The following is a 12,675-nucleotide window of genomic DNA, read 5'->3' as shown; positions in this document are numbered from 1 at the left end:
CAACCTCCGTGCCTATTAGTTACGATTCCCTGTCTCTTCGTTTATGGAGTGAAGAACATCGAGCATATTTATCAAATCGGCCAAGACTTCCATTGACTCTGCAAAATCTCTGGTTTGTTCTCCATGAAATGACATAGCAACAGATTTCGTAAAGCTGTAGCGATCTTCGATTTCTTGCGGCGGGGTTGGCTCTTTAAAATGCGAGTAGAAAAATAAAGGGTCTTTAATCCGAAAAAGATCACTGATTTTCTCAATGTGTTTGTCTACATTGCCTTCCCCTCGCAATAAATCGTAAAAGGCTTTTTTACTGATGCCCGTTCGCTCCATTACCCAGCTATGCTTGACTCCTTTCGCATCCAAATACTTTTTGATGTTGGTTCCAGCAATTTCTTTCGCATTCAAGGTTATAACACCTCCCTATACTGTTATTATATGCAAGGATTCTAGAAAAAACCAATGTAAGTATCTGATTTGGATACAAAAATCAATAATCACAACGGTCAACAACATATTCACCAGGCCTTTCTTTTATTTTCGCATCCAAATAAAATACCGAATACCTGCACAAAAAAATCTGACACGCTATAGCGCATCAGATTTGGTTCCAAACATTTTCGTCAGGCTCGACAGATCGATCTTCGTCTGCGAAGCCAGACGGTTTTCTTCTTTAATCGCCAGATAGATTTCCTGGCGATATACGTCTATTTCCCTCGGCGCTTCGATGCCGATTTTCACCACGTCGCCCTCGATCGCAATGATCTTGATTTCAATCTGGTCGCCAATCATCACCGACTCGTTCTTTTTTCTCGACAAGACAAGCATAGTTCACCTACTCACTGGCCGCTTTGGGCCGCTGAAAGAGCGGCTGGCGGATTCCGTAGTTTTCGTCGTTCAAGATCACTTGCTTGGCCAAAGCCTTTTCCTCGTTGATGATGATCGGCGCCTTCAAATTCACGGTGACATCGCCTTCATTGCGGACAGTGATGACGGTGCGGACGGACAGTGGCGTTCCTTCCTCGATTTGCAGTTGTTTTTTCACGGCTTCAGCCAAAGTAAACTCATACTGAGGAAAAAACGGAAACGGGTCTATCATCCAGAAGCCTACCTGCTCGTCTTCCAAAGATTTCAAGCTAAAGAACGGCTGTCCCGCTTCTTCCTGCGTCATCTGAAAGCGCGAAAGCTGCGGAAAACCGGGAACTCCATCCGGAAAAGACAGCTCCATGCTCTGTATCGCCTGGGATTGTGTCATGATCTTCTCTCCTGCCTCACATCTTTTGATCTACATACAATCCTACCACATCAAACTCGACACGATTCCATTGTCTCATGTAGCCTTCCACTTTTCCCGGCGTATAATTGTGAACAGGCCGATGAATAACCGGGTCCATTTTCTTGCCGCGCACCTGTACGTTGATCTGGGCCGGCTGGAGGTCGTACCTGATCTCAATACCGTCTCCGATAATCGAGCCTTCCGCAATGATCTCCCTGCTCTGATAAATAATGCTTTCTTCAAAGGAAATATCGACGATCGGGTTTGCCCCTTTGTTCTCGATGGCGGCCAAACGGTCGCCTTCCATACTGATCTGGGCAATCGCCTCCAGCACTTTCTGGCGTCCGTAGTCTGCATTGTTTCTCGTTCGCTGTGCCGAGCTGCGCAGGTCCAGGTTCTCCCGCGCCTCACTGGTATCAATGGATAGCTGTCCTTTCGCCTGCTTGATATCCAAAATGGCAGGCTCCTGACGCAAATTCAGTTCGGCCTGCGGCTGGCGAATTTCCTGAACGGGCTTTGTAATTTTCAGCCCTAGTTGCGCGTAAGTTTGGCGAATCTGGATTTGCGGGAGTCTCATTTTTTGATCGTCTCCCCTATTTTATTAGCGCAGGAAATCGAGCAATGTTGGCTGAATGATTCGCGAGCCTGCCCCCAACGCCGCGCGGTGGACGTTTTCCTGCATCTTCAGGTTGGTAATGACCTGCGCCACATCGGCATCTTCGTTTTGCGACATGAGCGAGGTCACGCTAATTTCTTCATTTTCCAATCTGCCTTTTATCAGTTCGATCCGGTTGGTCCGCGCACCAAGCGTGGCTCGCTCCGCAAGCAGCTTGTCGATTTGTTGGTCAATGTTTCCAAGCTCTGTGTTAACAGGCTTGCCGTCGTTCAAATCCGTTACAATCTTTTTCAAGAGATCAAAGACGTTATTGCCGTCTGTTCCTTTGAAATCGAACACATCGGCTCCGATGACATTAATGGGCAAATGGATTCCTTTGTTTACCTCCAGCAGAATTTCATTTCTGTTTGTAAACGTTAAAGTATCACTGGCCTTGTCATATGGTGGGGTTAGCGTATCCGTTCCTGCAAAAATGTAACGTCCCCCCACCGTCTGGTTGACAATGTTACCTAAATGATCTCGAATTTCTGCGATTTCTTTTCCCATCGCTTGCAAGGAATCTGCCCCAAGCCCACCGTTGCCTGATGCTACGGCCAACTCACGCACGCGCTGCAAAATCGTCCCGGCCTCTTCCAACGACTTGTCAGACAACTCCATCCAAGACTGCGCTTCGTTCACGTTGCGCTGGAACTGCTCATTCTCAATCAAGGAAGAGCGGTAAAACATCGCCCGGCTCGCCGCCACCGGATCATCAGAAGGGCGGGAAAATTTCATTCCCGAAGAGAGCTGTTCCTGGAGCTTGTCCATTCTGCCCATGGAGTTGGACAAGTTTCTCATCATATTATTGTTTAACATGGTCTGGGTTACTCGAACGGCCATGAAAATGCTCCTTTCAGATGTTCACGCGCAGGCTAGACTAGAGGCCCACACGTCCCATCCCGTTAATCACTTTGTCCAAAATCTCATCCATGCTGGTCATGACCCTGGCAGAAGCGTTGTAAGCATGCTGGTATTTCACCATTTCGGACATTTCTTCGTCGATAGAGACGCCCGAAACGGATTGGCGGTTCGTATCGACTTGCCCGACCAGAAGTTCCGAGTTCTTTTCCATACGAGTCGCTTCCTGGCTGTCTACCCCAAGCTGGGCAATCGTGTAACGATAAAAGTCGTCCAAGGTCGTGGACTCGATTTGTCCGGATGAGCCTGTCAACAGTTGCAACGGCTTGAACTTGATGCTGGCGATTGCGAGCGCATTGCGTCCGTCGCCGTAAAAGGAAGTTCCCGATCCCGTATTTGGGTCTTCTACCTGCGCCGCCGCGATAGAATTCAGGCTGGCCAAAATTTTCGGGTTGACCTGTATATTCGCTGCAGTAAGCGGCAAGGCGTCATTCTTTTTCACAAAAAAGTCCAGCTTCTCCAAATCTGCCGTCGGGTTAGTCTTTCTGTTTTCAATGTCAGTCAAGTTCATTCCCGTGGAATGCAACTTGTTTACTTCTGTCGCGATATTTTCTGCAAGCAGGTTCAGCTTTCGGATCATGTCAGGCACCGGGCCTTGCATGGTTGGCTGGCCATTCGCATCCGTACCAGGGATGCCGCGCGCCTCAAACGTTCCGAGCAAACCGCCCGACTGCGGTATAAACGGTGCTCCGCCCAGCGTAATGTTATTGAAACCGGTCGTGGCATCCTTCTCCACCGCCATCGTCACCGCTGTCCGGCCGTTCACCAGTTCCTGTCCGTCAATCGTTACCTGAATCATGCCGCTGTTCAGATTGGTCACCTTGACATCGGTCAGCTTCGCGAGCTTGTCCAGCAGCACATCGCGCTGGTCGTACAAATCATTTGGCTGATAGCCGTGCGGCACCACATCCCCGATCTGTCTGTTCAGGTTCGCCAGTTGCTGCGCAATGGAGTTGATGTCAATGACCTTGGTCGCCACGACATTGTCCAAATCACGCTGCAATTCGGTCAGTGATGTATTCAGGGCGGCAAACGTCTCTGTCACGGCAATGGCCCGTTGACGAACGACTGCACGAGCGGACAGGCTTTCGGGATTTTGCGACAGGTCTTGCCACGATTTCCACAGCTCATCCATCACTTTTTGCATCCCGGTATCGGAAGGCTCGTTCATAATGCCCTCGACCTTTTGCAAAACGTCTCTTTTCGCTTCCCAATATCCGTAGTGCTTGTTCTCCGTGCGCAGTTGCACATCGAGAAATTCTTCGCGAATCCGCTGCAAGCTGACAACGTTGACACCTGTTCCGAGCAAGCCCGGCTCTGTGCTGTTGCTGAGTCCCGGATACGGAATGCCCGGGGTCGCCTGCATGTTCGCCCGCTGCCGCGTGTACCCTTCCGTATTCGCGTTCGCGATGTTGTGTCCGGTCGTATTCAAGGCGGACTGCTGGGCGAACAGGCCGCGTTTGCTTACTTCGATTCCATGAAAAGTCGAGCGCATGTCAGCACCTCTTTACGCTTTTTTGTTGAAAAATGTTCGGCTCGCCTGGCGGTATGTGTCCGTGCTCGGGTGGCCGTAGATGAAGTCGTCCTCCGGCGTGTCCGTAATCAGGTCGAGCGTCATGTTTACAAAAGAAAGGGATTGCTCCAGCAACTGCTGATTCAGCTCGTTTGCCTCACGCAGTTCGGTGACAATCCGCACAAGCTCGTCGCGATAGGACGCAAGCCGCGTCTTCTCTTCCGCACTGGTCGTCAACTTGATCAATTCAGCCAGTGTGCCTTCCTGGAGCGCCAGGCCTTTTTGGACGGTCAATTCCTGTACCAGACTTTGGCGGGCTGCTTCTGCTGCTGTGACGCCCTTGATTAGCTTTTGTTCCTGGCGGGTAATCACCACCAGCTCATCCACATTTCCTTTCACCAGCACATCTTTTTTCTGTGTGGCCAAGGTGTACAAGGCTTTGTGCAACTGGATCAAGTTGTCGAGCAGATCGTAGAGTCTATCCATGTTCGCGTTTCTCCTCGTCTTCCCCTAGAGAACTGGTTTATTGCTTTTTCCAAAAAGACAGTAGTTTATCGGCAATCCGCTCGCTTGGGACGCGATACGTGCCTTCCTCGACTTGCTTTTTCAACTGCTCCACTTTTTCGCGGCGCTGTGGCGCGTTCGCGTCTTCGATCTGGCGCTGCATTTCCAGCGCTTCCGTGGAAATGTTGACCTCATCCTTGCCCATCGGGATTTTTCCGCTTTTGCTTACCTGGTTGTTGGCCGTCTTGTTGTAAGCATTAATCATCCCGACACGGTTTGGTTCATTAATCCGCATCTGATTACCATCCTCTCAAACCACCGGACATTTTCGCGGGAACGGGTCCCCTAATAAAAAGAAAAACCGATGATACCTCTTAGTAGTATCATCGGCAATTTCCTGTTTGACGATTAGTTTTTTTGCGCAAAACTATTCGTCACGATTCTGCTTTCTTCGATAGACGGCCGCTTCCGCCTGACGTGCACGCGCCTCCTGCTCCAAGCGCTGATCCACTTCAAGCTGCTGCGATATCTCGTGCTTCAAGCCCTTCATGCAGGCGTCACACATGTTGCCAGTGCGGATTAAAATCCCGCAAATCTCGCATGGGTAACCAAGGTTCGGGTTACCATCTACAGAAATGCGCCCTTCCTTGATAAACCTCGTAATTTGCTTCACGCTCACCCCTGTGGCTTCGCTCACCTGGTGAATATTGGCTCCGCGATTTTCGCGCTTGCGCAAAAACCGGGCGCATTTTTCATATTCCTGCTCCACCTCTTGATAGCATTTGGGGCAAATGTCACGAACTGTTTGTACAAATAAAGCATCACACCGCGAGCAGTTTGCCAGCTTGCCCAGAGACATAAAAACAACCCCTTCAACATCCAGAAAGTTCATTCAGTTCCCGACTGCTGTATACTTCCATGATATCGTAATTTTTCCAAACTGGCTATCTGTATATTGTCAAGGAATAAATTTCACAAACTGTCCCCAAATGTGCTCGCAATGTTCTTGCGCAGGAGCGGAGAGTCGATCCGGTTGTGTAAATATCGTCGATGAGAAGGATTTTGGGGGGAGTGGCGGGTAGGGGGATGCGGTTATTTGGGGGCGGAGCGGTATTGGGTTGTGTAGCTCTGTCGTGGCTGTTCGGGTTCGGATTGAAATTGGCATAGGCTGCTCTGTCGCCGCTATTCGAGTTCGGGGCGGTATTGGCGTGCGCAGCTCTGTTGCGGTTGTCCAGTTTCGGAACGGGATTGGCTTGCGAATCTCTCTCGCCACTTTTGGCTTCATGAGAAGTATGCGAGATGGAAGAACGCAGGCTGAACCAATTGCCAAACAAGAAATGAATCCCGGCTGCAAGTATGCTGGTCAGATTCCTATGATCGGCGCCCCGGCTATCAGAACGGCCACGGGCAAACCCAGGAAGCACCGCCCCCTCATTCCACGCAAAAGCCTCTCGCATGCTTTCCTGCCGGGATGCGCGTCCCCCCTGCTTGCTCAGCTTCTCCGTCTCTTTTATGCGTGTGAGCAGGGGCCTCACCGGAATCCCGGTTGCACTCCCCAAATAGGCTGCCAGCAAGTCCACCTGGTTGAATCCGCGCTCCTGCAGCCGCCTGGCATGAAGCGGGACAGTGGTGATGCAGGCAAAACGGGACGGAGTGTAAAAGCGAAAGGCCGCGATTGCCAAAAGCGTTCCGTAATAGCCAGCCAGGCGCTCATCTCCGCGGTATTTGAACAGGCTGAGCAGACTTTTGCCGTCTTGCTCGTACCGGAGCAGGCTGCGATTTTCCTTCAGGGGCTCGTCCACTTCCCTGACACAGTCGCGGCAGCGGCCCTCGCTGCTGTACGGCTCCGCTCGCATGTCCCGCCCGCACTGTCGGCAAAACTGCTCCCCGATGAACGGCAACGCTTCAATACAGCTTGCGCAGGCCGGGAGGTCGTGCAGCAAGCGATAGATCGCCGGATAGCTGACGGGACGGGATAGCCAGCTTGCACGCGCGCGGACAACGCCTTCTCTTTTGGGCGTATTTACACGCCCGCCGCAACTGACACATGTACTCCCCCTCATGAGTGCCCCCTTCTTTTTGCAAGCCTGCTCGCCAGTTGATTCATCCGCGTAATTTGCCTGACCGCCAGCTTGGGTGCCAGAGCGCGTTCTGTCTGCAAAAACAACACGGCGCCTGCCGGATCGTCGAACGCTCGGCCCACGCGGCCAGCAATCTGCACCAGAGAAGCTTCGTCAAAGACAGCGGCCTCCGCGCCGACGACAACGACATCGCTCTGTGGAATCGTTACCCCCCGCTCCAAAATCGTCGTCGTCACCATGAGGGTGTAGCGCTTTTGCCGAAAGCCGAGCACCTTTTCCTCGCGCATCAGGTCCGCAGCATGGACACCTGCCATCTGCTCGGCACGAGACGGCAGCCACTTTTGCAAATAGGCGAGCACTACCTCCACGTCATCTATGCGCGGAACGAAGACAAAAACTTGCCGTCCTGCCTCCAGCGAACGCTGCACCGCATCTGTCAATGCAGGCACTGCTCGATTCGCCCGAACGCGCTTGTGCAGTCCGCGGACCGTTAGAACCTCGGGAACGGGCAGGGGAAAGCCGTGATAGCGACCCGGCAAAAGGACGTGGGTGGCAGAAAAAAGCGGGTTGGCCGCCGTGCCATGCCGAGTTGAACGAGCGTTTGAAACGAGTCGTTTTTGCAAATAGCGGGGTGGGGTCGCGCTTAAATAAAGCAGCTTCCCCGCTTGATGTACAGCTCTGGCCAGCGCCCGGTAGAGGACGGGATTATTGTGGTACGGAAACGCATCGGCCTCGTCGAGTACGACCAGCAAAAAGCGGCGATAATAGCGCAAAACCTGATGGGTCGTCGCGATCGTGATGTCGCTCTCCTCCCATTTTTCAGCGCTGGCGCCGTGGACAGCAATCACCCGCGCGTGGGGGAACACCCGTTGAATGCGAGGAGCCAGTTCCAGCACTACGTCTTTGCGCGGGGTAGCTATCAGCACGCGGCCTCCCGCCGCAAGTCCCTCTGCTACGGAAGGAAACAGCAGCTCGGTTTTGCCTGCTCCGCACACGGCCCAAATCAAAAACTCGGAAAGACCGGGGCGCGGATTCGCTACAAAACGCCGAGCGCGCTCAGCAGCCCTCGCCTGGTCGTCCGAGTAGCTGCCTGTCCACTCCAGCCGCGAAGGCTCCTGGCCTGTGCCCTTGTTGCTCCCGACAGGCAGAGAACCGCTTGCCGCAAGCAAAATATACGGCGTGCAGCACTTGCTCCTGCCCATCCCAAGGCACGTCGTACAGTATGCGCAGCCTTGCCCGCACGTATGGCAGTAGGTCAGCTCAACCTCGCGCCCCGCGCTTCCGCATCGCTCACACGTCAGTACAAAGCGACTCTGCCGCCAGTTGCTGCACATGTCCATTCGCACTCCGGGAAGCCACCGCGCTCTGCCAGTCAGCACGTACCTGTGCAATACAGCAGCAAGATCGTCCACTTCCACTCCGCGTTTCTGCAAAAGCGTCTCGACTTCATCCCAGAAAAGAGCGCGGCCATCCAGCAGTTCTCTCAAGGCAATGTCGTTTCTGTCTGCTGGCGTAGCGGGATAGGGTATAGCTTGCAGCCCATTATCCCGAGATAGGAATGGCTGCCTTGCCTCATGAGCCTGAGATGGAGATCGAGAACTTCTCCTGCTGCAATGGACAGACGTATCCGCGAGCCGATGTTGCAAAAACGGAGAGGCAGTTCTTCCAGAAACATCCACCCTCTCGCTCACACAATGAGCAGACTCGCGACTGAAAAGCTGTTCATCCCGCTCGCCCGCTTGCCTCACTTCCACGCTGCACGCTATCGCCTCCCACGCAAACCACGCTTCATGCTGCACGGATTGGCGCGGGTGTGGCTGATGCTCCCGGCTCCTGTGCCCTGCCTGCCTTCTCTCCACTTCCCGCCCGTATAGCGCGCTCGCCTCCCTGACCTTCGCCACAGCCAGCCCCCGCAGCTCCGCGACCAGCGCATCTGTCAGCTTGCTCCGCTCTCCCACGCGCTTGCGCAACCGTTCGTTTATTTTTTCACGCAAGGAAAAGGCCAAGGCAAGCGACGACGTCTTGCCGATCACATGCAGCACACAGCCCTCCCTCTCCTGCCAAAAAGCCCGATCGACAGAAAAGCTCGGCGTCACATACGTTTGGACTGGCGCCACTGCTTCTGTGCCGCATTTGATATACAGCAAGTACTCGCGCATTTGCCTCCCCCATTTCCGCTTGTGTTTTCTGCCACCATTGTGCAAAAAGACAAGGCAGGCCGGCAAATTTTTTTTTGCAGCGAACACAAAAAGGCCGCCGATTTGCTCGACAGCCCTGTACGTTTATTCAATTGCCCGAAAAAATCAGGCTCCTTCCCGCTTCTCCCGCAAGTCAATCACGATCGCTCCCGTCGCCAGCTCAGGCTGGCCGTCTGCCGCGCCAAAGCCGCAGCCGTACGGCTCTCGCGCCAAAATCGCCAGCATCCGGGGCGTATCGTCCGTAGACCCTTCTTCTATCAAGGTAATCCGGATAGGCTTGCCACTCCAGTATGAGCGAAACAAAAGCTTTCTTACGGCACGCTCCAGCACCTGCTCCGAATTGTGTACCAACAAACGGTAGTGCTCTTGCGGGAGTTCGGTCATGCTGTTCATCCGACTGGTCCATCGCTCAGCTACCATCACCAGCAGTGAGGAGCAGCCAAAAGCCGCCAATAGCCATACAACCAGTTCTTCCATCACGGTCATACCCCCTCCTATACAAAGGTATGCCGAATGGCTTGAACAGGGTGCCAACCGGACGCGCAGCCTCGCCTTACAGCTTCACCCAGCCGTTTTTAATCGAAATGACAACCGCCTGTGTGCGGTCCTGGACATTCAGCTTTTGCAAAATGCTGCTGACGTGGTTTTTCACTGTCTTTTCGCTGATGAACAAAAATTCTCCGATAGCCCGGTTGCTTTTTCCTTCCGCCATCAACTGCAGCACTTCCCGCTCGCGGCGGGTCAGCGATTCGATCACTTTTGGATCGATCGTTTGCGATTCATCAACAGAGAAGCTGCGCTCTGCCGTACCCTCATTTTCGCTCAGGCGACGGAATTCCTCGATCAGCTTGCCCGTCACCTTCGGGTGTATGTAAGCGCCGCCGCTGGCTACCACGCGTACGGCATCCACCAGATCGCTGGTGCCCATCTCTTTCAGCAGGTAGCCGGACGCGCCGGAACGCAGCGTGCGATATACATAGCCCTCGTCGTCGTGGATCGAGAGCATGATAACTCGCGTGGAGGGACTCACGGAAATGACATTTTCCGCAGCAGAGACGCCATTGATGTTCGGCATGTTGATATCCATCAGCAGAACGTCTGGTTTGTGCTCCTCCGCAAGCAGAGCAGCCTCTCCGCCGTCCGCCCCTTCGCCGACGACCTTGAAGTCCTCTTCCATTTCCAAAATACGCTTAACGCCCTCGCGGAACAATTGGTGGTCGTCCACAATCACGATGCGGAGCTCTTGCTGTCTTTTATCCATGTTTCATCCCCCTGTGTACATAATCTGTATCGGTTCATATTTTTAACGGTATTTGGAAAATTACCTTTGTTCCTTCGCCAGGAGTTGATTGCAGATCCACACTGCCTTCCAGCAGTTGCACGCGCTCACGCATTCCCAAAAGCCCAAAGGAGTTGCCGTTTGCCATGCGCTTTTCCAGATCGAATCCGACTCCATCGTCTTTGACGACGAGACTTAGCGACTCCTGCAGAAACTCCAGCTTCACTTGTACCGAAGAAGCTCCAGCGTGCTTTTCCACGTTGTTCAAGCATTCTTGAACGAGGCGGAAAATCGCAGCTTTGACAGAGCTGCGCAGCGGTGGCTCCACACCAAATACTACCAGATCAATGGAAGCACGGATACGTTCTTCGCACGTCTGGATATATTTTTGCAGAGTGGGCACCAGTCCGAGGTCATCAAGAGCCATTGGGCGAAGGTCAAAAATAATCCGTCTTACGTCAGCCAGGCTCAGGCGAACCATTTCCTTCAGCTCGTGAAGCTCCATTTGCGCTTCCAGAATGCGCTCGTTTTTCAGCATCCGCTCCACGATTTCAGAGCGCAGCACGACGTTTGCCATCGATTGGGCCGGTCCGTCGTGAATCTCGCGTGCGACACGCTTGCGCTCCTCTTCCTGGGCCTGGATGATCTTCAGCCCCATCAATTGAGTCTGTTTGGCCGATTCCAGCGCTTCTCCGATCTTGCTCAGGTCGCCAGTCAAGTAGCCGAGCACGACACTCATCTGGGAAACGAGCTTCTCGGCGCGGTCGATCGTTTCCTCCAGCGTTCGCAACTGTCGCTCCAGGTCGTTGCGACGGCGCTTCAGGTTGTTTTCCCGCTCGCGGTAGATGGACAGCTCCACCTGTATCCGGCTCGCTTCCTCGTAGGCGATGCGAATGTCGTCTTCCGTGTACATGTGGAAGTTGCGGCTTACCTGAACGAGCCTGTTGCGCGACTTTCGATAGGCCAGCTCCAGCGCATCGACCTTTTGGATGACCTTCGAGATTTCCTGCCGAAGCTCGTGCAAGTCAAACTTCAACGAGTTGCCTTGCTGTCTGGCACTTTCGGCTATATCAAAAATTTGGGTTTTACTCGTTTCCACAGTTTCAATGGTTCTCTTAATCACCCCATCCAGCACGCTGATGTCGATCACTTTGTTCATGATTGCTCTCCTTCGAACTCTTTTTTCGCTTTCGTGAACAACTGATGGAGTTTGACCTCATCTACATCTCGCAGGCCCACATCATTTCGTGGAATGGCGAACGGATCTACTCCCCTTTTGACAAAACCGGGTGTAGAAGTAAAGACATATCCGTAGCCTGCCTGTCGCGCTGTCTCCAGTACGATGGGATTCGTGTAGCCAAAAGGCAATGAAATCGTTTTTATCTCCCGGCCCATCCATTTGTTCAAGCCTGCACGAGACATACTGAAATCAACGTAGAGCCGATCCCTGTATTCTTTCTCATTTTCTAGTCGTTGTAAATCCTGCAAATAGACGGGAGCCGTCTCTGGCCCCATCTCTCCCCATTCATTCCGCGCTTCCTCTTCGTGCAGGCTGTACGTATGCGAACCGATATCAGCCAGCCCAGAGTGAAGCATTTCCATGACTTGTTGACGCGTAAGTGGCGTCGTCATGTTCTCCCGTTTTCGATCGGCTACATCTCGCAAGCGCCCTGCGATCACGAAGTTCACTGACGGGTAGCCGTATGTACGTAAGGTGGGAAAAGCCTTCGTGTAATAACTCTCATAGCCGTCGTCAAAGGTAATCAGGACAGCATTTTCGGTCGGCAAGCTCCCTGTATCCACAAAATGCAAAAACTCATCCAACGAGATCGGCTGCAAGTCGTTTTCGTGCAAAAACGACATATGTTTTGCAAATTGCTCAGGCGAAATGACGTAGCGCTGGCCTGATGCATCCGTGACATGGTGATACGTCAGGACGACTACCTGATTGTTATACCACTTTTTCGGCTTTACCGTTGCTTTTTCGTTCTGCGTGACGTTTGGCTCAGCAATTTCCGCCTCGCTTATGCTTATAGACGTATCTACTTGGGGAAAAGGTTGCACTTTTTGGGCATTCTTTTTTGATTGGTAAAATTCACCAATCCCCAATGCAGACATAACCAGCAATAAAGAAATAACAAATACGGTCAGGAAGAGCCTTTTGTTCGGCAAAGAAACCCCTCCTCTACTTCCTCACTAGGAGATTCGACACAGTCCTACATTTTCCCTTCGCTTAAAGCCCACCAATAACTGGAAA

The 12,675-nt window shown here is 52.7% G+C and carries 15 protein-coding genes; all 15 read right to left on the bottom strand.

Translation table 11 applies throughout. The features are described 5' to 3' along the window. Positions 1-15 precede the first annotated feature (15 nt). The 15 genes from BA6348_RS05420 to BA6348_RS05350 all read right to left on the bottom strand — a co-directional run bounded on the left by BA6348_RS05420 (position 16) and on the right by BA6348_RS05350 (position 12,590). Positions 16-402 carry a hypothetical protein gene (locus tag BA6348_RS05420; protein WP_005829806.1) on the bottom strand — a complete coding sequence of 129 codons (387 nt, stop codon included), beginning with the start codon at positions 400-402 and terminating at the stop codon, positions 16-18. A 180-nt stretch (positions 403-582) separates the two neighbouring features. After that, positions 583-822, bottom strand: coding sequence for a carbon storage regulator CsrA (gene csrA / locus BA6348_RS05415; protein ID WP_122952575.1), 240 nt, complete (start codon positions 820-822; stop codon positions 583-585). Between the two features lie 7 nt (positions 823-829). Further along, the gene (gene fliW / locus BA6348_RS05410) at positions 830-1,249 is read right to left on the bottom strand and encodes a flagellar assembly protein FliW (RefSeq protein WP_122952574.1); all 420 of its coding nucleotides are present in this window, start codon (positions 1,247-1,249) and stop codon (positions 830-832) included. 16 nt (positions 1,250-1,265) lie between these two features. Further along, positions 1,266-1,847, bottom strand: a complete 582-nt coding sequence (locus BA6348_RS05405) for a DUF6470 family protein (RefSeq protein WP_005829801.1) — start codon at positions 1,845-1,847, stop codon at positions 1,266-1,268. A 24-nt stretch (positions 1,848-1,871) separates the two neighbouring features. Continuing rightward, entirely contained in the window at positions 1,872-2,765 is an 894-nt protein-coding gene (gene flgL, locus BA6348_RS05400) for a flagellar hook-associated protein FlgL (RefSeq protein ID WP_039970915.1), read from the bottom strand. A 37-nt stretch (positions 2,766-2,802) separates the two neighbouring features. Further along, on the bottom strand, positions 2,803-4,338 hold the full coding sequence (gene flgK, locus BA6348_RS05395) for a flagellar hook-associated protein FlgK (RefSeq protein ID WP_005829797.1): 1,536 nt from the start codon (positions 4,336-4,338) through the stop codon (positions 2,803-2,805). A gap of 12 nt (positions 4,339-4,350) precedes the next feature. Next, positions 4,351-4,842, bottom strand: a complete 492-nt coding sequence (locus BA6348_RS05390) for a flagellar protein FlgN (RefSeq protein ID WP_025844215.1) — start codon at positions 4,840-4,842, stop codon at positions 4,351-4,353. 37 nt (positions 4,843-4,879) lie between these two features. Beyond that, complete coding sequence (flgM, locus tag BA6348_RS05385) at positions 4,880-5,155, bottom strand: flagellar biosynthesis anti-sigma factor FlgM (RefSeq protein WP_007778085.1); 276 nt, start codon at positions 5,153-5,155, stop codon at positions 4,880-4,882. A gap of 132 nt (positions 5,156-5,287) precedes the next feature. Next, a complete protein-coding gene (locus tag BA6348_RS05380) occupies positions 5,288-5,719 on the bottom strand; it encodes a TIGR03826 family flagellar region protein (protein WP_025844210.1) in 432 nt (143 codons plus the stop codon). Between the two features lie 85 nt (positions 5,720-5,804). Continuing rightward, a complete protein-coding gene (locus BA6348_RS27140; RefSeq protein WP_242507451.1) occupies positions 5,805-6,923 on the bottom strand; it encodes a ComF family protein in 1,119 nt (372 codons plus the stop codon). Continuing rightward, positions 6,920-9,100 carry a helicase-related protein gene (locus tag BA6348_RS05370; RefSeq protein ID WP_122952573.1) on the bottom strand — a complete coding sequence of 727 codons (2,181 nt, stop codon included), beginning with the start codon at positions 9,098-9,100 and terminating at the stop codon, positions 6,920-6,922. The genes BA6348_RS27140 and BA6348_RS05370 overlap by 4 nt, the downstream gene beginning before the upstream one ends. Positions 9,101-9,244: 144 nt before the next feature. Continuing rightward, positions 9,245-9,625: a hypothetical protein gene (locus BA6348_RS05365; RefSeq protein ID WP_005829786.1), complete on the bottom strand. Its 381-nt coding sequence runs from the start codon at positions 9,623-9,625 to the stop codon at positions 9,245-9,247. 67 nt (positions 9,626-9,692) lie between these two features. Further along, positions 9,693-10,400 (bottom strand): response regulator, encoded by a 708-nt coding sequence (locus tag BA6348_RS05360; RefSeq protein WP_005829784.1) that lies wholly within the window; start codon positions 10,398-10,400, stop codon positions 9,693-9,695. A 34-nt stretch (positions 10,401-10,434) separates the two neighbouring features. Beyond that, the gene (locus BA6348_RS05355) at positions 10,435-11,577 is read right to left on the bottom strand and encodes a sensor histidine kinase (protein WP_007784919.1); all 1,143 of its coding nucleotides are present in this window, start codon (positions 11,575-11,577) and stop codon (positions 10,435-10,437) included. Further along, on the bottom strand, positions 11,574-12,590 hold the full coding sequence (locus BA6348_RS05350) for a polysaccharide deacetylase family protein (RefSeq protein WP_005829780.1): 1,017 nt from the start codon (positions 12,588-12,590) through the stop codon (positions 11,574-11,576). The genes BA6348_RS05355 and BA6348_RS05350 overlap by 4 nt, the downstream gene beginning before the upstream one ends. Between the last annotated feature and the right edge of the window lie 85 nt (positions 12,591-12,675).

The sequence above is a fragment of the Brevibacillus agri genome, assembly GCF_004117055.1.
In the GTDB taxonomy this organism is placed as follows: domain Bacteria; phylum Bacillota; class Bacilli; order Brevibacillales; family Brevibacillaceae; genus Brevibacillus; species Brevibacillus agri.
Note: the sequence above shows the minus strand (reverse complement) of the source record. Positions and strands in the feature narration are given on the sequence as shown.